Below are 20392 nucleotides of genomic sequence, written 5' to 3'. Positions count from 1 at the left end.
TCCTGAGTTGTGAACGCTCGGCTACTCGCCGTGGTTCTCGCGCAGCTCTCGGCGGCTGACCGGTGTGCCGTCCGCATGGACCGGAACCGGGGCGGCATCCTCGTGGTGCTCGCCCTTGCGGGCCCGGCGGCGCTCCCGCGCCCCTTCGACGAGGTTGTACAGCGTCGGCAGCACGATGAGCGTCAGCACCGTGGAGGAGACGAGTCCGCCGATCACCACGATGGCCAGCGGCTGGGAGATGAACCCGCCGTGCCCCGTGATCCCCAGCGCCATCGGGGTGAGGGCGAGGATCGTGGCGAGCGCGGTCATGAGGATCGGGCGCAGACGCTTCTCCCCACCCGCCATCACGGCCTCCGCAGTCGACAGCCCCTTCTCCCGATACTGGTTCACGAGGTCGACGAGCACGATCGCGTTCGTCACCACGATGCCGATGAGCATCAGCACACCGATCAGCGAGGCCACGCCCAGCGGCACGCCCGTGACGATCTGCAGCAGGATGGCTCCGGTCGCCGCGAACGGCACCGAGATCAGCAGCAGGAGCGGCTGCCGCAGCGACTTGAACGTCGCCACCATCACCACGTACACGATGAGGATCGCGGCGAGCATCGCGAGGCCGAGCTGCGCGAACGAATCGGCCTGCTGCGAGGCGACGCCGCCGACCTCGGCCGAGGCGCCGTCCGGGAGGTCCGCCGCGGCGAGCGCCTCCGTGACCGACTGGGTGGCGACCGCGAGGTTGTCGGACGCGGGCGGCACGGTGACGGTCGCGGTGCGGCGTCCCTGCTCGGTGGTGATCGAGGTGGGGCCGTTGCGCTGCTCGACGGTCGCGATGTCCTGCAGCGGCACGATGCCCGCCGCGGTGGGGATCGCGAGCTGCTGGAGCGCGGCGACGGTCGTCGGCGGCTCCGGGTTGACGAGGTACACCGTCAGCGCGGTGTCGTCGATCTCGACCGATCCGATCTGCTGCGGACGCATAGTGTTGGACACGATCGACCCGACGGCGACCTCGGACAGCCCGACCCGCGCGGCGGCCTCGCGGTCCACGACCACGGCGATGTACGGCAGGGCCTCGGCGAGGTTGTCCGTGACCTGCCCGATTCCCTCGCGGCCGTCGAGCTCCTCCACCACGGCGGAGGTCGCGGTGGCGAGGTCGTCGCCGTTCGCCGCCGTCACGGTGATCTCGATGTCGCTGGAGCCGAAGCCGGCGGACGCCGCGACGTTGACCTCGCCGACCTCGTCGCCGAGGCCGTCGATGGCATCCTGCACCTCGGCACGCAGCTTCTCCTGATCGGCGTCGCCGTCGGTGAGAACCGAGTAGGTGATCCCCGCGCCGCCGGAGAACGCGTCGCGCAGCGCCGAGCCGCTCGACCCGATGGAGGCCTGCACATGCTCGATGCCGTCGATGTCGAGAAGGGCGTCCTCGACGGGAGCAGCGGCATCGGACTTCGCCTGCAGGCTCGCGGTCGGCCCGAGGTCCTGCGTCACGGTCATGGTGTTCTGACCGGAGTCGCTGAGGAAGTTCACCTTCATCAGCGGGGCGGCGGCGAGCGTCCCGGCGAGGACCACCACCGCGAGTGCCACCGTGATGCCCGAGTGCTTCAGCGTCCAGCCGAGGATGGGGCGGTAGCCGCGCTGCAGCCGCGTCGGCGGGGCCGCCGGGTCCTCCGGGTCGATCGCGTTCCCGCTCTCGTCGAGGAGCGGCTTGCCGGGCTTGAGGAACCAGTACGCCAGCACCGGCACGATCGTCAGAGCCACGAAGAGCGAGGCGACCATGGCGATGGTGACCGTCATCGCGAACGGACGGAACAGCTCGCCCACCATGTCGCCGACGAACACGATCGGCAGGAACACCGCCACGGTCGTGATGGTCGACGCGGTGATGGCCGCGGCGACCTCGCGCACCGCGAGACGGATCGCATCGCCCTTGTCCGCGTCGCCGACGTAGTGGCGCTTGATGTTCTCGATCACCACGATGGAGTCGTCGACCACGCGGCCGATCGCGATCGTGAGCGCCCCGAGGGTCAGCACGTTCAGCGAGTAGCCGAATGCCTGCAGCCCGATGAAGGTGATGAGGACGGAGGTCGGGATGGAGATCGCGGTGACGAGCGTCGAGCGCACCGACATCAGGAACACGAGGATCACGAGCACGGCCATCACGAGACCGAGCAGACCCTCCGTGGCGAGGGTGTCGATCGACTGCACGATGAACGGCGCCTGGTCGAACACGACGGTGAACTCGGCGTCCGGGAGCGCTTCCCCGATCTCGTCGAGCGCGGCCAGCACCCCCTGCGACACCTCGACCGTGTTGGCGGCGGGGAGCTTGGTGATGGAGATCGACAGGGCGTCCTCGCCGTCGACCCGGGAGATCGAGGTCACCGGGTCCGACACCTGGGCCACCGTCGCGACGTCGCCGATGGTCACCGCGGTGCCGACGAGAGGCAAGGCGGCGATCTCGTCGACCGAGGTGATCTTGGCGCCGGTCTGCACCGTGAGGGTCTCGCCGTCCTCGGTGATCTCACCGCCGGGGAAGAGGGTGCCGTTCTGCTGCAGCGCGGTGCTGATCGCCTCGCTGCTCTGCCCGGCGGCGGCGAGCTTCGCGAGGTCGGGGGTGATGGTGATGCGCTGTCCGACGCCGCCGACGATCTCCGCCGCGTTCACCCCGTCGACGTCCTCCAGATCGGGGATCGCGACGCTCTCGAGCTGCGCCTGGGCGTTGTCCGCGTCCTCGAAGCCCGTGACCGCGACCTGGATCACCGGGAAGTCGTCGATCGACACCGAGAGCACCTGCGGCGTGACGTCCTCCGGGAGCTGCGAGGAGATGCGGTTGATCGCCTGCTGGATCTTCTGCTCCGCGGTCGCGAGGTTGGTGCCGTACGAGAACATCGCCTGCACGATCGAGGCGTTGGTCGTGCTCGTCGCGGTCGTCGACTCCAGGTCGGGCACGCCCTGGATGGCGGACTCGATCGGCGTCGAGACGTCGTTCTCGACCACCTCGGGCGAGGCGCCGGGGTAGGTGGTCATGACCACGAGCGCCGGCAGCTCGAGCGACGGGATGAGCTCCTGCTTGAGGTTGGTCAGCGCGAGCCCGCCGAACACCGCGGCGACGATCGTCACGAGCGCGATGAGGGCGCGGTTCTTCAGGCTGAGGATGGCGAGTTTCGACAAGGCGGGGTCCTCGGTGTCAGGGGGTGGCGGTCGCTGCGGATGGGAGGGAGAGAGGTTCTCCGAGGATCCGCGCCAGTGCGGATTCGAGGAAGGACTGTTTGAGATCGACGTCGCGGATCTGCGTGCTCCACATGACGCCGTCGATGAAGATCATCGCCGCTCGGGCCCGCTCGGCGCCATAGGTCGGCTCCAGGAGGTCGACGAGGCGGTCGGACAGGTGGCGCGCGAGCTGGCGCAGACGCGGATCGTGCACGGCTGCCGTGACCACGGCTCGATCCGCCTGCACCGCGTGGCCGTCGTGGATGCTGTCGTACACGAGCGCCGCGATGACGTCGGCCCCGGCTCCCCGTTCGGCGAGGGTCTGCCGCACTCCGTCGAGTCGGCATTCGATCTCGTCCGCGAGCGCTCGGAAGGCGGCGGTGCGCAGGTCGTCGAGGGTGTCGAAGTACTGGGTGGTCGCCCCGAGCGGCACTCCGGCTCTGGCGGCGACCATCCGATGCGTGATGGCGTCGGCCCCGACCTCGACGATCAGCTCGGCCGTCGCGGTGACGATCTCCCGACGACGCGCTTCGGGGTCACGCCGCCGACGCGCGCTCTCCGCCATCGCTCACCCCCTGGACACCCGTACATGTACGTTTGTACATTCGCTCCGGTGTGAACTCCCTGAGAACGGCCGCCCACTTGTTTCCTGTCTCCCCGCTGTGCCGGATCACTTCCGCACCCCGCACCCCCGTTCTCGGTCCCTTTTCGCGCTCTCACGGGCGGGAACCTCCTCCCGTGATCGAAAACGTACCGGGGTGGGGCGGGGGCGGGGTCAGGCGGCGGAGGAAGACGGGGCGGAGGAGGGGGTCTGGCCGCGCTCGAAGTAGGCGACGAGATCGGGGTCGAGCGGGGGGACGGCGATCGCGGAGCCGTCACCCCGGAGGGACGCGGTGGCGAGGATGCCGGCGGCCACGGCCTCGCGCGCCGCGACGGGAGAGGTCGCCGTGAGACCCCCGTGCCGCACGAACCGGAGGAACTCGGCCACGAGCAGCGCGTCGGCTCCATCGTGTCCGGCATCCGGCACCTCGGGCACGACGAACACCTCGTCCGCGTCGGCGGCCCCGGCATGCCGACGGTTCCACAGCTTCACCTCGCTGCCGGCCACGTCGCCGAAGTTCTCGATGCGCCCCTCGGTGCCGATCACGGTGTAGTTCCGCCAGTAGTCCGGGGTGAAGTGGCACTGCTGGTACGAGGCGAAGATCCCGCCCTCGAGCCGCAGGTTCACCATCGAGATGTCCTCGACGTCGACCACAGGGTGGAGTCCGGTGAGCGCGGTCGGCGGCCAGTTGTCCATGCTGAACCAGTCGGGCATCCGCTCCCCCGTGCGGTCCCGCCGGTCGGTGATGTCGCCGTAGACGCTGAGACCGCCCATCGCCGCCACCTGCTCGGTGTACGCGCCCGCCAGCCAGTGGATGATGTCGAGGTCGTGCGCTCCCTTCTGCAGGAGGAGTCCGGTGGTGCGGCTCCGGTCGGCGTGCCAGTCCTTGAAGTAGAAGTCGCCGCCGTGCCCCACGAAGTGCCGCACCCACACGGCCTTCACCTGCCCGATGCGCCCGGCCTGGATGAGCCCGCGCATGAGCGTGATCACGGGCATGTGCCGCATGTTGTGGCCGATGTAGAGGCGGGTCCCGGTCCGTCGCGCCGTCTCCAGCATGCGGTCGGCATCGGCGAGGTCGATCGCGAGGGGCTTCTCGCAGAAGACGGGCACCCCGGCCTCCAGCGCCCGGATGGTCAGCGCGGCGTGCGTGTCGTCCGGGGTCAGCACCATGACCGCGTCGACCCCGGACGCGAGCAGCTCGTCGAGGGAGTCGGTGATGAGGGCGTCGGGGACGAGCGCCCTGGCGTCCTCGCGGGCACGCGGGGCGAGGTCGCAGACGGCGGTGATGCGGGAGCCGTGGCCCGGCCGATGCACCTCCTCCTGAAGGGTGGAGCGCGCGCCGAAGCCGATGATGCCGATGTGGAGGTCCAACAGAAGTCCTTCGTGAAAGGGGGGAAGAAGAGGGGGCGGCTCAGCGGCCGCGGGCTGCCGGGGCGTCGAGATCGGTCGAGCCGCCGGGGACGAGGGCCCAGGGGAACTCGTGCAGCGCACCGGGTGAGGGGTCGCTCTCGAGCGCCTTCTCGACGATGATCCGCGCCTGCCGCTCGTAGAAGTCCGTCGGGCCGACGGTGGTGAGGGTGGGGGCGATGAGCCGGGCGTCCGGGGTGTTCCCGACGCCGACCACCGCGACGTCGTGCGGCACGCGGAGCCCGAGCATGTGGGCGGCGTTGATCGCGGCGATCGCGGCGAAGTCGGTCGTCGCGTACACGGCGTCCGGGCGGTTCTCCTGCGACAGCAGCTCGATCGCGGCGGTGAAGGCGCTGGCCTGCGTCTCGGCATAGGTCACGGTCCATGCCGGGTCCGGGGAGATGCCGGCCGCCGCGAGCTTCTCGACATACGGCGTGTACCGCGTGACCTGCGTGGCCGCGAGGCGGACGGCGCCCTCCGCGGCGATGCAGCCGATGGCCGCGTGCCGCTCCAGCAGGTGGTCCATCGCGAGCTCGCACCCCGGGATCGCGTCCGAGCGGATGACGTCGAACCCGTCCGGCTCCAGATGCTCCGAGAACACCACGAGCCGCTGGCCGCGCTTGACGAGGTCGCCCAGCCGTCGGGCGTCCTCCTCGTCCAGCCCGACGCCGTCGAGGTATGCCACGTCGCTCTCGACGCGGTCGAGCGCCGCGTGCCAGTCGCCGTCGGCGAGGATCAGCGTCGTGAGCCCGTGCTTGTTCGCCTCGGCGTTCACGGCGTCGGCCACCGCCAGCGACCACGGATCGCTCAGCATGTGGAGGGAGAGCTGCACCATGCCGCTGCGACCGGTGCGGATCGCCCGGGCCGCCGTGTTCGGACGGTAGTTGAGCTCGTCCGCGGCCGCGAGCACCCGGGCCGCGGTCGCCTCGGCCACGCCCGCCCCGCTGGCACCGGCGCGGCCGGAGAAGACGTACGACACGGTCGCGGTCGACACCCCGGCACGTTCGGCCACCATCCGCAGCGTCGGTCGGCGGCTGGGGGCGTGCTCACGCTGTGCCATGTCTCATCCCTTCGTCCCGCTGAACGCGATGCCCTGGATGAACTGCCGCTGCAGGATCATGAACGTCACCAGCATGGGCAGGGTCGCCAGCAGGGCGCCGGCCATGAGCACCGGGTAATCGGTGCCGTGGATGCCGACGAGCTGCGAGAGTCCGACAGACAGCGGCATCTTCGCCGGGTCGGTCGTCACGATCAGCGGCCACAGCAGATCGTTCCAGGACCACAGCACGGTGAACACCACAAGTGCGATGATGCCAGGCTTCGCCAGCGGAACCATGATCCGCCAGAAGGTCTGCCACGGATTCGCCCCGTCGATCCGCGCCGCCTCCTCCAGCTCGGCCGGCATCGAGAGGAAGAACTGGCGCATCAGGAAGGTCCCGAAGGCGCTGAAGATGCCGGGCACGATGAGCGCCTGCAACGTGTTCAGCCAGCCGAGCGCCTGGATGATCTCGTACTGCGGCAGCAGGTAGAGCTGCGAGGGCACCATGAGTACCGAGAGGAACACGACGAACAGGGCGTTCCGGCCGGGGAAGGCGATGCGCGCGAACGCGTAGCCCGCCATGGTGCACAGGGCGACCTGCCCGACCGTGCGTCCGACGGTGAGGAGCACGGAGTTCAGGAACATCTGGCCGAACGGCATCGAGTCGAAGACCTCGGCGAAGTTCGTGAACACCCACTCGCGCGGGAGGAACGACGGCGGCACCTGCACCGAGTCGGACAGCGTCTTGAACGAGGTCAGCAGCTGCCAGACGAACGGGAACACCATGAGTGCGGCGCCGACGATGAGCACGACGTGCACGATCCACAGTCCGCGGTTCCGGGGCGTGCCGGCCGTCCGCGATCGTGCGGGGGCGGCGCCGACGACCGCGCGGGTGTCGAGGGAGACGTCACTCATAGTGCACCCACTTCTTCTGCAGCCGGAACTGCACGATCGTCAGCACGAGGATGATCAGCAGCAGGAGGAAGGCGACGGCGGCGGCGTACCCGCGGTCGTTGTCGAGGAAACCCGCTTCGTAGAACAGGTAGACGACCGTGCGGGTGTTCGGCATCGCGGGGTTGCTGCGGCCGAGCATCATGTAGATGAGGTCGAACACCTGCAGAGCCCCGATGACGCTGATGACGCTGACGAAGAAGATCGACGGCGACAGCAGCGGGATCGTGATGGAGAAGAACTTCCGCACGGGGCCCGCCCCGTCGAGGTCGGCCGCCTCCATGATCGTGTCCGGGATGCCCTGGAGTCCGGCGAGGAAGATGACGATGTTGGTCCCCAGTCCCGCCCAGATGCCGACGACGGCGATCGCGATCAACGCGGTGTTCGGGTCGGTCAGCCAGCTCCGCCCGTCGATGCCCACCGTGCCGAGGGCGGCGTTAAGGACGCCGTAGTCGCCGTTGTAGATCATGCGCCAGACGAGGGCGATCGCCGCGGGCATGGTGACGACGGGGATGAAGTAGAGGGTGCGGTAGGCGCTGCGGCCCGTGAGGCCGGTGGTGTTCAGCAGCGCGGCGATCCCGACCGCGAGGGGGATGCCGATCAGCGCGATCACCGTGTAGACCGCGGTGTTGCGCAGAGCGCCGAGGAGCTCCGGGTCCTGGAACAGCCGCACGTAGTTCTCGAACCCGATCCACTCGGAGCCGCCGAACGGGCCGGACTTCGTGAAGGAGATGATGAGCGTGCGCACGGTCGGCCACAGGTAGAACACGGCCAGCCCCAGGGCGGTGGGCCCGAGGAAGACGAGGGCCCACCACGGCGAGGCACCGGGTGTCCGGCGCCGCCGCCGGACACCGGAGGACGGGGCCTCCGGTGCCCGCCCGGCGGCGGGGGCGACCGCGCGAGGCGCGAGGACGGTCATCCGGTCACTCCTGCTCGGCGTCCAGCGCGGTCTGCATCTGCGCCGCGAGATCCTGCAGGCCTTCCTTCGGGGAGACCGCTCCGGACCAGACCTGGGACAGCACCTCGCTCTCGATGCTCGTCCACGCGGAGGTGTTCTTCGACACCGGGTACGGGACGGCCGTCTCCAGCGCGTCGATGTAGACCTGCAGGTCGTACTGCGGGAGCGCATCCACCCAGGCCTGCTGCGTGCCGTTGAACGCCGGGATCACGGTCCCGGTCTCGGCCTGGATCTTCGCCGCCTGCTCGCCGCTCGCGAAGGCGGCGAAGTCCTTCGCCTCCTCCACGTGCGCGCTCTTGGCGTTCGCGACGTTCCCGACGCCGTGGATCACGCTCTGATTGCCCTCCGGGCCTGCGGGCAGCGGAGCCACGTCGACGCTGTCGCCGATGTCGGCGTTGTCCGCGTAGGCGATGGCGGCCCAGGAGCCGTTCTGGAACATGGCGACCTTGCCCGACAGGAAGAAGTCCTCCGGGTTCGTGTCCGTCATCTGCTGCGCCGTGGGCGAGGAGCCGTCGGCGATGAGGTCGGTCCACAGCTCGACGCCCTCGAGAGCCTCGGGCGAGCCGTAGCCGCTCTCAGTGCCGTCCGCGGAGATGACTTCGCCGCCGGCCTGTGCGATCGAGTTGTAGAAGTTCTCCTGGCCGTACTGGCTCGCGGCGACGCCGAACCGGCCGCTCGCGGGGTCGGTCAGCTTCGCGGCCGCGGTGGTGAAGTCGTCCCAGGTCCAGCCGGCGCTGGGGTACTCCACTCCGGCGGCGTCGAACAGCGTCTTGTTGTACCAGAGCGCGACGGTGTCGAAGTCCTTGGGGGCGCCGTAGAGCGCGTCGTCGTAGGTGTAGAGGTCGACGAGGCCCTGGGGGTAGTCGGAGGCGTCCACGTCGTCGAGCGGCGCGAGCGGGCCGTTCGAGGCGTAGAGCTGGAAGTTCGGCCCGTTCATCCAGAACACGTCGGCGGCCGACCCTCCCGTCACCGCGGTCTGGAGCTTGGTGAAGTACTCCTTGTAGGGCGTGACCTGGATCTCGATGGTGACGTTCGGGTGCTCCTCGGTATAGGCGGCGGCGATGTCCTCCATCGCGGGCTTCTGGTTCTCGTCCCAGATCGCGTAGCTGAGGGTGATGTCGCCGCCCGAGGACTCCCCGGTCGCGGAGGAGGAGCAGGCGGAGAGCGCCAGGACGGCGGCCGCGGAGGCGGCGAGAGCGCCCAGGGCGCGGCGGGAGGTGCGGGGCATCGAGGTCTCCTTTGACGGGTGCACGAGAAGGCGGTGCGCGATGTTAACCGTTTAGCGTTAAACGATTAGCAGTGAGAGTAGCGCGCCGCGTCCGTTCTTCGCAAGCACCGATCTAGAGCGCGGATCCCAGCGCCAGCCCCAGCCCCGCGGCGAGGAGACCGAGCAGGAGCATGCCGAGCGCGTCGAACGCCGCAGCGCCGCGTTCGCCGTCCCGCCACAGCGCGACCGCATCGAGCATCGCGGTGCTGAAGGTCGTGTAGCCCCCGAGCAGACCAGCGCCGAGCACGAACGCCGCGTCCGGAAGCGCCGTCGCCACCAGCCCCAGCGCGAAGGAGCCGGTGAGGTTGACGGCCAGGATCCCCCACGGGAACCGCCGGCCGACGAGCCGGGCGACACCGAGGTCGAGGAGATAGCGCAGGACGGCGCCGACGCCCCCGGCGAGCGCCGCGGCGAGGAACAGCAGTGGACTCACGTCGCCCCTCCCCGGCGCGGGCGCCCCAGCCGGAGCCCCGCGGACGCCGCGAGGAGGCCGAGGGCGAGGCTGACCGCGGCATACGCGGCGGCGAGGAGCGGTGCCGACGCCCACAGGGCCAGCGTCCCGGTCATGAAGGCGCTGTAGGTCGTGAAGCCGCCGAGGACGCCGGTGCCCAGCAGCAGCCGCAGCTCCGCCGAGGCCGGGAGCCGGGCTGCCACGACGCCGATGAGCAGGGCGCCCAGCACGTTGGCCAGCAGCACCGCGAGGGGGAACCCGCCGAGGTCGGGGAGGAGGAGCCCGAGGCCCAGACGCGCCGCCGTCCCCAGCGTGCCGCCGAGCGCGACGAGCAGGACACGACGGAGACTCACGCTGGCCACTGTAGTCGCGCATGACAGCGCGACCGTCGGATGTCAAGGCGTTGGGGCGGGGACGGGGACAGGCGTTGACTGTCGGCATGAAGCCACTCTGGAAGGTCGACCAGGACGCACCCCACGGCACTCCCTTCGATCCCGGCGCGCAGCACGACGTGCTCATCGTGGGGGCAGGCCTCACGGGACTCTCGACCGCGGTGCTCCTGACCCGCGCCGGACTCGACGTCGTCGTCGTCGATGCAGGCGATGTGGCGGAGCTGTCGACGGGCGGCAACACGGGCAAGCTCTCCCTCCTCCAGGGGCAGCAGCTCGCCACGATCCGCACGCACCATCCGGCCGCGCTCGTCCAGGCGTACGTCGACGCCAACCGCGCCGGCATGGAGTGGCTCACCGGTTTCGCCGACACCGCCGGCCTCAGCTACACCGAGCGCACCGACCACACCTACGCCCAGGGTCCTGAGGGGCTCGAATCGGTGCGGTCCCAGCATGCCGCCGCGCGGGAGGCGGGACTGCCGACGCGTCTGCTCACCGCGGGCGAGCTGTCGACGCCGTTCCCCGTCGCGGGCGCGGTCGCGCTGGATTCCCAGGTGACGATCGACCCGGTCGCCGTCGCCGACGCGCTCGCGAAGGAGTTCCTCGCGGGCGGCGGCACCCTGCACACCGGCGTCCGTGTGACGGGCGCCCACGCCCTCCCGGAGCCTCGGGTGGAGACCACGGCCGGCCCGATGTTCGCCGAGCACATCGTCCTCGCGACGGGGACCCCGATCCTCGACCGCGGCCTGTACTTCTCCAAGGTCGCCGGGATGCGGTCGTACTGCGTCTCGTTCCGGGTCTCCAGCGGGGTGCCGGAGGGGACGTTCATCTCCGCCGACAGCCCCACGCGGTCGATCCGCCCGGTCTCGGCTGCCGACGGTCCGGCGGACACGGCACAGCTCGTCGTCGGCGGCAACGGGCATCCGGTCGGCCGCTCGGACGGTGAGACCGCGGCGATCGACGATCTCGTCGCCTGGACGCGGCTGCACTTCCCGGACGCGGAGGAGACGCACCGCTGGTCCGCGCAGGACTACCAGTCGCACAACCTCATCCCCTTCGTCGGCGCTCTGCCGCGCGGCCTCGGTCGCATCCGCATCGCCACCGGGTACGCGAAGTGGGGGCTGTCGAACGCGCCCGCCGCGGCCCTGCGGCTCACCGAGGAGATCATCGGGACGAAGCGCAGCGAGCGTCCGTCCTGGATGCTGCGCCTCGGCACCCGTCTGACCGTCCCCGCCGACCTCGCGCGCGGCGCCGTCGAGGGAGCGAAGGTGGCCGCCGCGGCCACGAAGGGCTGGGTCGCGGCCGAGACCACGCCGGTCCCGGTGCCGCAGCCCGCGGAGGGCGAGGGCGTGGTGGCGAACCGCGGCGGCCGCCCGGTCGCCATCTCCACCGTCGACGGCGTGACCCGTGCGGTCAGCGCGGTGTGCCCGCACCTCGGCGGCGTCCTCGACTGGAACGACGCCGAGTGCACATGGGACTGCCCGCTGCACGCGTCGCGGTTCGCCGCGGACGGCACCCGCATCGAGGGGCCTGCTCTGAAGGACCTCGAGCAGATGCCGCGGACGGCCGGCGGCTCCTGACTCAGGACCGGCGCGGCGGCGCGTCCCAGCCCTGCTGCGGGCTGTCGCAGTCCTCGCGGAACACGTACTGCGACACGAGCTTGCGCTGGCTGCTGGACCAGTCGATCGCCGGGCGGCGCTGCTCCGGCGGCAGGTAGCCCAGCCGGTAGACGGCCATGAGCTCCAGGTCGTCGGGCACCCGCAGCAGCCGCACGATCTCGTCCCAGCGCCCCGGCACCTCCATCGGGAACGAGATGAATTGGATGCCCATGCCCAGCTCGACCGTGGTCAGCCAGACGTTCTCCATGGCCGCGCCCATGCTGAACACGGAGTAGAACGACGACAGCTGCCCCGGCCGGTACTCGCTGCGGTCGAGCATGACGCCGAGCAGGAGGGGCGACCCGGCCACGAGCTTGCGGTTCTCCGCGCCCAGCGTCTTCGGCACCCCGAACGTGTTCATCAGCGTCTGGCCGCGCTTCGTGAACACCTGCGACGTGAAGGGGCGCAGCGGCGCGGGGAGCTTGTCGAACAGCATGCCGCTGCGCTTCTCCTCCATCTCCTCCTGGCTGAAGCGGAAGTAGGGCTTGTACCGCTCGAAGAACGTGCCGTTCGACATCGCCTCGGTCATGCTCTCGCCGGAGATGCGCGCGATCTCGTCGATCGTGTCCCGGTTCTCGATCACGACGAAGCGCCACGGCTGACTGTTGAGCTGCGACGGTGCGCGACCTGCGGCTTCCAGGAGGATGCGCTGGTGCTCCTCGGAGACCGGGTCGGGGAGGAACGCTCCGTTCGTGGTCTTGCGGCGGCGGATGGCGTCGAGGAGTTCCATACGGTCACTTCCGGTCGGAGGGGAGGCGCGAGACCACGAGGCCCGCGAGGACGAAGGGCGCTGCCGTGAGGGCGACGAGCGGGTGCCGCCGGGTGTGCGTCCCGGCGTAGGGGATCGCGGCCAGCGGGACGGCAGCGGGGAGGAGGGCCAGGGCGGCGCGGCGGCTGCGCGGCGTGCGAGTGGCCAGACCGACGACGACGGCGAGTCCGGTCGTCGCGCAGGTCAGGATGTAGAGCGCGTGGTGCACCCAGCGGAAACGACGCGTGTCGATGAGCCGTCCCGCCACCGCAGCCCCGAGGGCGCAGTTCGCCGCATAGGCCGTCGCCGCCGCCGCGAAGACTCCGGACGCGGGGCGGTCGTCGCGCTCGCGCTTCCGTCGCCCCGTCATGGCACGACCCTACGCCCTCCCCTCCTCCCCCGATCCACCCCCTTGCGTGCGAGCGGCCCCCTTGAGTACGACCGCACCGGGGTGGGTCGCACGCAAAGGGGCCGCTCGACGGATCAGAGGGCGGCGTCCGCGTAGATGCGGAGCGCGTCGCGGACGAACTCCGCACCCTGCGTGCCGCCCGCGGACGTCGCGTAGTTCGCACCGAAGCGCGGGTCCGCGACGTACATCTCGCCGAGTCCGATGACGTACGCCTTGGCTGCGGCATCCGGCCCCTTCCGGAGGGCGGCGGCCGGAGTGCCGGGGATGCCCGTGAGCCAGGCGACGTGACGACGCGCGAGCTCCTGTGCCTCGGCGGACGCGGGATCGATGCCGCTCTCCGCCGCGGCGATCCAGTCGCGTCCGAGGTCGGACACGCGCTGCTGCCAGTCGGCGCGCTCGGCGTCGCTCATCCTGCGCCACCAGCGGTCGCTGTCGGCGTAGGCCTTCGTCCCCCAGCGGTCCTCGACCTCCTGCTTGTACTGCGTGTGGTCGAAGCCGTCGAACATGTTCTCTGCCATGAGGTTCTCACCTCCTCTCAATGCCGTGATGGTGGATTCGACCGACGCGATCTGCCGCGCCAGCCGGGTCTGCTCCTCGCGCAGCAGCGCGAGGTGGGCCTCCAGGGCCGACGCCTCGGCCGCCGAGCCCCCGCCCGGGCTCCCTGAGCCCCCGCCCTGGGTCCCTGAGCCCCCGCCCTGGGTCCCTGAGCCCCCGCCCTGGGTCCCTGAGCCTGTCGAAGGGCCCAGCACCTCCGCGATCTGCGGCAACCCGAGTCCGAGCTCGCGCAGCAGGAGGATCCGCTGCAGTCGCACGAGCGCCGCCGCGTCGTAGTGCCGGTAGCCGTTGGCCGCGATGCGCGACGGCGGCAGCAGGCCGATGTCGTCGTAGTGCCGCAGCGTCCGGCTCGTCGTGCCCGCCAGCCGCGCGATCTCCTGGATCGACCAGTCCCGCGATTCCATCCGCCCACCCCTTCCGTGTCAGGTCTCCTCCCACCGTAGAAGTTGCCGCTACGTCAACGTCAACCCCGCCTCCGAATCGCGTGCTTGGCTCTATTTCCGGCGGAGATGGGGCCAATCAGGCGATTCGAAGGAGAGAGGGGGTGTTGGAATCGAGATATATCGTGTTATGTTGACGGCAACACGATATATCGTGAATCCCTCGACACAGGAGAAGCAGACATGACCGAGAAGTGGCTCATCGCCCCCGGCGAGGAACGCGTCATCGACATCGCCTCCGCGACCCGGCTCAAGGTGGGCCTCGTCGGCGGACAGGTCGACGTCATCGCCCACGACGAACCCGGCATCCGGATTGAGGTGCACGGCGTCACCACCAAGGACCTCCGGATCGAATCCCGCGACGGAGAAGTCGAGATCGACCACCCGCAGCTGGGCTGGGACAACTTCCTCGAGGTGTTCCGGAACTTCGGCTCCGGCGGCCCGCGCGCCGAGGTGAGCGTGGCCGTCCCGCGTTCCATCGCCCTGACCCTGGGCGTCGTGAGCGCCGGCGCCCTCGTGTCGGGGATCCGCAACGACACCCGGCTCAACACCGTGTCCGGCGACATCATCGTCGACACCCTCATCGGCGACCTCAGCGTGAACTCCGTCTCCGGCGACGTGCAGGTGCGCAACCTCACCGGCTCGATCAACGCCAACAGCGTCTCCGGCGACGTGGCCGTCACCGGTGCGATCCGCAAAGCCACGGTCGACATCGTCTCCGGCTCGACGCTGGTGGACGCCGCGGGCGACGTCAACACGATCACCGTGAACTCGGTCTCCGGCGGCACGACCGTCCGGCTCGACGAGTCCCTCGCGGCGAACTACGTGATCCGCTCGCTCAGCGGTCGTCTCCTCATCGACGGCGTCGAGCGCAGCACCTCCGGCCCGAGCACCTACAACGGCACGTCCGGCGAGCTCGCCGGGCGCTTCGTGGACCTCCGCGCCAACTCCGTCTCCGGAGGGGTGACGGTTCTCCGCCGCGCTCCGCAGACGATCGAGAACGACCCGGAGTGGGAAGCATGAGTCCCGCGGTCTTCTCCCACGGCGATCTGCGCCTGTACCTGCTGTCGCTGCTCGCGGAGTCCCCGCAGCACGGCTACGGCATCATCCAGTCCCTCACGGACCGCACCGGCGGGACGTACACCCCGAGCGCCGGCACGATCTACCCGCGCCTCGCGAAGCTCGAAGAGGAGGGGCTGGTCACCAAGACGGTCGACGGACGCACCACGATCTACGCGATCACCGAGGCCGGGCGCGCCGAGCTCGCCTCCCGCGAGAACGACCTCGCCGACATCGAGGCGGGCATCACCGACACCGTCCGACTCATCGCGAACGAGGTGCGCCAGAGCGTGCAGGAGGCGATGAAGAGCCTCCGCGCCGATCTGGCGACGGCGACCGAGGACGACCGGGCGGCGGCGAAGTCGCGGCCCCGCACCGCGAGCGAGGATGCACGGCTGACCAGCCGCGAGGAGCTGCACCGCGCCGACGCCGTCGTGAACGCCTTCCGTGCACGGGTCCGCACTGACCTGCGTACCCATGTGGCGAAGGGCGGCGTCCTCCCGGCGTCGGTGGTCACCGACCTCGAGAACGCGCTGGATCAGGCCGCCCGCACCGTGACGGTCGCGCTGAGCCAGCCGGACTCCTGAGCCTCCATCACACAGCACGAGGCCCCGCCGACATCCGTCGGCGGGGCCTCGTCGCGTCCGGGTCACTCCGGCCAGATCTCCTTCTGCTCGTCCGGTACCGACTCCCCCAGGGGCACGACGAGCACCGGACGGTGCTGGCGATGAGCCAGCCGGGCGGCCACGGAGCCGGTGAAGAACTCCCGGATCGACTCGCCGATGCCGCGCTTGCGGGTGCCGACCACGATGAGCTGGGCGTCGAGCTTGTTGGCGAGCTGCTTGATGGCCAGGGCCGGGTCGCCGACGAGCTGTCGCGCCGTCCAGGTGACCCCCTTCCCGGCGAGGATCGTGGCGGCCGCGGCCTCGACGGCCTCGAACTCGGCGGCGCCCGCGTCGAAGTTGATGTCGATGGGGGCGGAGTGCACGTAGCCGTCCGGATCCTCGTAGGTGACGAAGCGCGTGATGTCGACGTGGGCGACCACGAGCGGAGCGTTCAGCAGCCGGGCGAACCGCACGGCCTCATCGAGAACGTGCGGGTCCTGGTCGAGCTGCATCCCGACGATGACAGCCTTCTGCAGAGCGGCGTTCTGCGTGGCCTCGTCGGACGGAGTGGAGGTGCTGTCGGTCATGGAGATCGCTCCCTTCGCCGGCCTGGCCGCGGCCAGGGTCTGTTCCCCGCGTGCTATCCTGAATGCTACTCTTACCGGCCTCGAGCCGGTGTCGTGAATGACTCGGGCGCCTGTCTGCCCGCAGCTTAACTCGTGAGGGGGTCTCAGGCATGGGCCGTGGCCGTCAGAAGGCGAAGCACACAAAGATCGCCCGCGAACTCAAGGCGTACAGTCCGTCGGTGAACTACTCGGCGCTGGAGCGCGAGCTCGCGCACTCGAGCGACTCCGACGAAGACGCCTACGTCGACAAGTGGGCCGACGAGTACGCGGACGAAGACGAAGACGAACTAGAGAAGGCCTAGCCCCTCGGTTCGAAACACCCGCACGGCTCGTGCGGGTGTTTCGTCGTTCTCGGGCGGCGATGCGACGACCCGGTCGCTCACCCCGGCCGCGCGGCCTGCTGCCGGACTGTGGAAACCCTCGCGATGTCAGCGCTCCCTCAAGGGCTGGAAAATCCGACGCAATTCCGCTGATCCACGTCTTGTGAGCGCAAACATTTTCTGATTTGATGTGCATGTGATCGACGGCGCACCCTCGCCGCGTCCCGGCTTCGGGCGATCCGCAGGAACATGACCTCAAAGAGGAGAACAGCATGGCACCCACCTCACGCACCCCCCGCGTCGCCGCGGTCGTCGCCCTCGGCGCGGTGTCGGCGTTCGGGCTCGCGGCCTGCGCCCCGGCCGCCTCCGGGGGCGGCGACGCCGGCGGAGAGCCCGTCACCATCGAGTACATGCACCGCCTCCCCGACGGCGAGGGCATGACCACGGTCGCCGAGATCGTCGACCGCTGGAACGAGGAGCACCCCGACATCCAGGTCAAGGCCACGAAGTTCGACGGCAAGGCCAGCGACATGATCCTCAAGCTCGAGACCGACATCAAGGCCGGGAACGGCCCGTGCCTCGCGCAGACCGGATACTCCGAGGTGCCGCAGCTTTACGTGAAGGGTCTGCTGGAGGACGTCGCCGCAGAGGCCGAGAAGTACGAGGACCACTACTCGGCGGGAGCGTTCAGCGGCATGCGCGTCGGCGACGCCATCGTGGGTCTCCCGCAGGACACCGGACCCCTCGTCTACTTCTACAACACCGCCGAGTTCGAGGCGCTCGGCCTCGACGCCCCGGCGACGCTCGACGACCTGACCGCCGCCTCCGCCACGGCCGCCGCCGCCGGCAAGTTCGTCACGGCGTTCACGCCGGACGAGGCGCAGAACTGGCTCTCCGGACAGGCGGCCGCCGCCGGCGACACCTGGTTCTCCACGGAGGGCGAGGAGTGGAAGGTGGATGCCGAGGGTGCGGGCTCCGAGCGGGTCGCCGCCTTCTGGCAGGGCCTGCTCGACGGCAAGCAGACACTTGCGACCGAGCGCTGGGGTGAAGGGTTCACGGCAGCGCTGAACAACGGCAGCCTCATCGGCCACGTCGGCGCGGCCTGGGAGGCCGGCTTCCTCCTCGACTCCCTGGACGGCACTCCGGCCGAGGGGCAGTGGCGCGTCGCCCAGCTCCCCGACTTCGGCGCCGGGGCGATGAGCGGCCCCGACGGCGGGTCCGGCGTCTCGGTCATGAAGGGCTGCGAGAACCCCGAGGCCGCCATGGAGTTCAACGACTGGTTCAACACGCAGGTCGATGACCTCGCCTCCCAGGGCCTCGTCGTCGCCGCGAAGGGCGAGGTGGAGACCCCGGAGAAGATGCTGCGTCAGTTCGGCGGCCAGGACGTGCTGGCCGAGCTCGGCACGGCCACCGAGAACCTCAACCCCGACTTCCCGTACGCCCCCGGCTTCTCCACCCTGGCGAACATGAACGAGACGGCCGCCGCGGCTGCCGCCGGCACCGCCACGGTCGCCGACATCTTCACGACCGCGCAGGACACGGCCGTCACGTCGCTGAAGGACCTCGGCCTCCCGGTCGCGGAATGACCGGACCGGACGGCATCATCGGATGAACGACGGCGGAGTGCACGGGCGATCGTGCACTCCGCCGTCGTCGTGAGAGCGAGAGGCACATCATGGCCACAGTGACCGAGACGAGGGCAGCGGCGCCCCTTCCTCCCGCGCGCCACCCCGTCGCACCGGCGACCAGGAGATCGCGGATCCGACGGGAGGGGCTGACGGGCTGGCTGTTCATGGCGCCGTTCGCGCTGCTGTTCGCCGTCGTCTTCCTCATCCCCATCATCGTGTCGGTCCGGTCGTCGTTCTTCGCCCAGGTGCCCGCCGGCGGCGGTCTGTACGGCGGGGGCGAGCTCGTCGACACCTTCGTCGGCCTCGACAACTTCGCGGCGGCAGCGACCGACGGCGCCTTCTGGGCCGGCATGGGACGGGTCGTGCTCTACGCGGCGTTCCAGATCCCGGTGATGATCATCGCGGCCCTCGCCCTGGCCCTGCTGCTGGACTCGTTCATCGTGCGCCGCCCCGCCCTGTTCCGCCTCGCCTTCTTCCTCCCGTACGCGGTCCCCGGCATCATCGCGGCGATGATGTGGCTCTACCTCTACACGCCCGAGGTGTCGCCCTTCCTGCCGTATCTGCCGGAGGGGACCGACCTCATGTCGCCGCAGACGATCCTCTTCTCGATGGCGAACATGACGACGTGGACCTACACGGGCTACAACATGCTCATCTTCCTCAGCGCCCTGCAGGCCATCCCCCGCGACCTCTACGAGGCCGCCCGTCTGGACGGTGCGACGGGCTTCCAGATCGCGACCCGCATCAAGGTGCCGCTCGTGCGCGGTGCCGCGCTGCTGGCGGTGCTGCTGTCGATCATCGGCACGATCCAGCTGTTCAACGAGCCGGTCATCCTCGAGGCCGCGAACTCGTGGATGGGCAAGGACTTCACGCCCATGATGCTCACCTACAACACGATGATGGGCGAACTGTCGCCGTCGGGCAGCGGTCCGGCGTCGGCGTACTCGCTGCTCATGGCCGGGATCGCGGGTGTGCTCGCGATCGTGTACGCACTGCTCCAGCGGCGGAAGGGCGACGCATGACCACCACACGACTCGTCACCGTGGCACCGCCGACGAAGCGGCGCTCCCGGAAGCCGCAGGCGGCGGACGCCCCTCCCCCGTCCATCGCCCCGGGTCCCGCGGCCCGCACGTTCGGCATCATCGCCCTCGTCGTGGCCACGCTGTACTTCCTCGTGCCGGTGTTCTGGCTCGTGGTGGCCTCGACGAAGAACAACACCGACCTCACCTCGACGTTCGGGTTCTGGTTCGCCGAGCCGAACCTCGCCGCCAACTACGACAGCCTCATGGGCTGGACGCAGGGCCTGTTCTGGCGCTGGGTCGGCAACTCGCTGTTCTACTCGCTCAGCGCCGGGGTCATCGGCACGCTGTTCGCCGTGATGGCCGGCTACGCGATCGCCAAGTTCGCCTTCCCCGGCAAGAAGCTCGCGGTCGGCATCATCATGGCGGGGCTCCTCCTGCCCGTCGCCCTGCTCACGGTGCCGCTGTACATCGAGTTCCAGGCGCTCGGCCTCACGAACACCGTGTGGGCGATCATCATCCCGTCGGCGGTCTCGCCGTTCGGCGTCTTCCTCGGCATGGTCTACGCGCAGTCGTCGGTGCCGACGGAGCTGCTGGAGGCCGCCCGCATTGACGGCGCCGGTGAGGCCCGGATCTTCTTCACGATCGTGCTGCGGCTGCTCGGCCCCGCGATGGTGACGATCTTCCTGTTCATCTTCGTGGCCACATGGAACAACTTCCTCCTCCCGCTCATGATGATCTCCAGCCCCGACCTCAAGCCGGTCACGCTCGGCCTCTACGGCATGATGAGCTACTTCTCGCCCGACAAGGGCTCCGTCATGCTCGGGGCGCTGCTCGGCGTGATCCCGCTCATCGCCCTGTTCTTCACGCTGCAGAAGTACTGGCGCTCCGGTCTCGCCGCCGGCGCCGTCAAGGGCTAGGCACCTCGACCGCGCACAGACCGGCGGCCGCCCGCGCGAGCCTCCGGTCGTGCGTGAGGAGGGGGCAGCAGGAACTCGTCCTCCAGCCGCGCCTGCAGGACTCGGGTCGACGTTCCGGTGCGGATGAGTACGTCCGGCATG

At 69.9% G+C, this 20392-nt stretch carries 20 protein-coding genes; 7 read left to right on the top strand and 13 right to left on the bottom strand.

The annotated features are described in order from the left end of the window. Nucleotides 1-21 precede the first annotated feature (21 nt). The 9 genes from RI211_RS02035 to RI211_RS01995 form a co-directional block, all read right to left on the bottom strand. A complete protein-coding gene (locus RI211_RS02035; RefSeq protein WP_315638069.1) occupies nucleotides 22-3162 on the bottom strand; it encodes an efflux RND transporter permease subunit in 3141 nt (1046 codons plus the stop codon). A gap of 16 nt (nucleotides 3163-3178) precedes the next feature. Next, entirely contained in the window at nucleotides 3179-3766 is a 588-nt protein-coding gene (locus RI211_RS02030; protein WP_315638068.1) for a TetR/AcrR family transcriptional regulator, read from the bottom strand. Nucleotides 3767-3976: 210 nt separating this feature from the next. After that, the gene (locus tag RI211_RS02025; protein ID WP_197971865.1) at nucleotides 3977-5173 is read right to left on the bottom strand and encodes a Gfo/Idh/MocA family protein; all 1197 of its coding nucleotides are present in this window, start codon (nucleotides 5171-5173) and stop codon (nucleotides 3977-3979) included. Between the two features lie 40 nt (nucleotides 5174-5213). Continuing rightward, nucleotides 5214-6269, bottom strand: coding sequence for a LacI family DNA-binding transcriptional regulator (locus tag RI211_RS02020; protein ID WP_187663121.1), 1056 nt, complete (start codon nucleotides 6267-6269; stop codon nucleotides 5214-5216). 3 nt (nucleotides 6270-6272) lie between these two features. Then, nucleotides 6273-7163: a carbohydrate ABC transporter permease gene (locus tag RI211_RS02015; RefSeq protein WP_268777692.1), complete on the bottom strand. Its 891-nt coding sequence runs from the start codon at nucleotides 7161-7163 to the stop codon at nucleotides 6273-6275. Continuing rightward, nucleotides 7156-8118: a carbohydrate ABC transporter permease gene (locus RI211_RS02010; protein ID WP_187663119.1), complete on the bottom strand. Its 963-nt coding sequence runs from the start codon at nucleotides 8116-8118 to the stop codon at nucleotides 7156-7158. Before RI211_RS02010 ends, RI211_RS02015 begins: the two co-directional genes overlap by 8 nt. A 4-nt stretch (nucleotides 8119-8122) precedes the next feature. Next, nucleotides 8123-9385 carry an ABC transporter substrate-binding protein gene (locus RI211_RS02005; RefSeq protein ID WP_315638067.1) on the bottom strand — a complete coding sequence of 421 codons (1263 nt, stop codon included), beginning with the start codon at nucleotides 9383-9385 and terminating at the stop codon, nucleotides 8123-8125. A 112-nt stretch (nucleotides 9386-9497) separates the two neighbouring features. Beyond that, nucleotides 9498-9857 carry a fluoride efflux transporter FluC gene (locus tag RI211_RS02000; protein ID WP_315638066.1) on the bottom strand — a complete coding sequence of 120 codons (360 nt, stop codon included), beginning with the start codon at nucleotides 9855-9857 and terminating at the stop codon, nucleotides 9498-9500. Next, a complete protein-coding gene (locus RI211_RS01995) occupies nucleotides 9854-10228 on the bottom strand; it encodes a FluC/FEX family fluoride channel (protein WP_232089161.1) in 375 nt (124 codons plus the stop codon). The genes RI211_RS02000 and RI211_RS01995 overlap by 4 nt, the downstream gene beginning before the upstream one ends. An 86-nt stretch (nucleotides 10229-10314) precedes the next feature. Between RI211_RS01995 and RI211_RS01990 the strand changes: the two genes are divergently transcribed. Continuing rightward, complete coding sequence (locus RI211_RS01990) at nucleotides 10315-11844, top strand: FAD-dependent oxidoreductase (protein ID WP_315638065.1); 1530 nt, start codon at nucleotides 10315-10317, stop codon at nucleotides 11842-11844. Between the two features lies 1 nt (nucleotide 11845). On the opposite strand, the gene RI211_RS01985 is transcribed toward RI211_RS01990, so the two are convergent. The 3 genes from RI211_RS01985 to RI211_RS01975 form a co-directional block, all read right to left on the bottom strand. Next, nucleotides 11846-12652 (bottom strand): nitroreductase family protein, encoded by an 807-nt coding sequence (locus RI211_RS01985; RefSeq protein ID WP_315638064.1) that lies wholly within the window; start codon nucleotides 12650-12652, stop codon nucleotides 11846-11848. Nucleotides 12653-12656: 4 nt separating this feature from the next. Further along, entirely contained in the window at nucleotides 12657-13040 is a 384-nt protein-coding gene (locus tag RI211_RS01980) for a hypothetical protein (RefSeq protein WP_187663113.1), read from the bottom strand. Nucleotides 13041-13153: 113 nt separating this feature from the next. Next, nucleotides 13154-14038, bottom strand: coding sequence for a MerR family transcriptional regulator (locus tag RI211_RS01975; RefSeq protein WP_315638063.1), 885 nt, complete (start codon nucleotides 14036-14038; stop codon nucleotides 13154-13156). Nucleotides 14039-14257: 219 nt separating this feature from the next. Here RI211_RS01975 and RI211_RS01970 point away from each other — a divergent pair, with 219 nt between their 5' ends. Then, entirely contained in the window at nucleotides 14258-15097 is an 840-nt protein-coding gene (locus tag RI211_RS01970) for a DUF4097 family beta strand repeat-containing protein (protein WP_187663111.1), read from the top strand. Next, nucleotides 15094-15720 (top strand): PadR family transcriptional regulator, encoded by a 627-nt coding sequence (locus RI211_RS01965; RefSeq protein ID WP_315638062.1) that lies wholly within the window; start codon nucleotides 15094-15096, stop codon nucleotides 15718-15720. Before RI211_RS01970 ends, RI211_RS01965 begins: the two co-directional genes overlap by 4 nt. Nucleotides 15721-15782: 62 nt before the next feature. Here RI211_RS01965 and RI211_RS01960 read toward each other — a convergent pair whose 3' ends face one another. Continuing rightward, nucleotides 15783-16325, bottom strand: coding sequence for a universal stress protein (locus tag RI211_RS01960; RefSeq protein ID WP_187663109.1), 543 nt, complete (start codon nucleotides 16323-16325; stop codon nucleotides 15783-15785). A 149-nt stretch (nucleotides 16326-16474) separates the two neighbouring features. Here RI211_RS01960 and RI211_RS01955 point away from each other — a divergent pair, with 149 nt between their 5' ends. The 4 genes from RI211_RS01955 to RI211_RS01940 all read left to right on the top strand — a co-directional run bounded on the left by RI211_RS01955 (nucleotide 16475) and on the right by RI211_RS01940 (nucleotide 20251). Beyond that, on the top strand, nucleotides 16475-16666 hold the full coding sequence (locus RI211_RS01955; RefSeq protein ID WP_025104705.1) for a DUF3073 domain-containing protein: 192 nt from the start codon (nucleotides 16475-16477) through the stop codon (nucleotides 16664-16666). A 290-nt stretch (nucleotides 16667-16956) separates the two neighbouring features. Next, nucleotides 16957-18270: an ABC transporter substrate-binding protein gene (locus RI211_RS01950; protein WP_315638061.1), complete on the top strand. Its 1314-nt coding sequence runs from the start codon at nucleotides 16957-16959 to the stop codon at nucleotides 18268-18270. A gap of 89 nt (nucleotides 18271-18359) precedes the next feature. Continuing rightward, nucleotides 18360-19334, top strand: coding sequence for a carbohydrate ABC transporter permease (locus RI211_RS01945; protein WP_315638060.1), 975 nt, complete (start codon nucleotides 18360-18362; stop codon nucleotides 19332-19334). Beyond that, nucleotides 19331-20251 carry a carbohydrate ABC transporter permease gene (locus RI211_RS01940; RefSeq protein ID WP_315638059.1) on the top strand — a complete coding sequence of 307 codons (921 nt, stop codon included), beginning with the start codon at nucleotides 19331-19333 and terminating at the stop codon, nucleotides 20249-20251. Before RI211_RS01945 ends, RI211_RS01940 begins: the two co-directional genes overlap by 4 nt. The last annotated feature ends 141 nt before the right edge of the window (nucleotides 20252-20392 follow it).

Source organism: Microbacterium meiriae (assembly GCF_032364335.1).
Lineage (GTDB): Bacteria > Actinomycetota > Actinomycetes > Actinomycetales > Microbacteriaceae > Microbacterium > Microbacterium meiriae.
The sequence above is the reverse complement of the archived record's forward strand: the minus strand, read 5'-3'. Positions and strand labels throughout refer to the sequence as shown.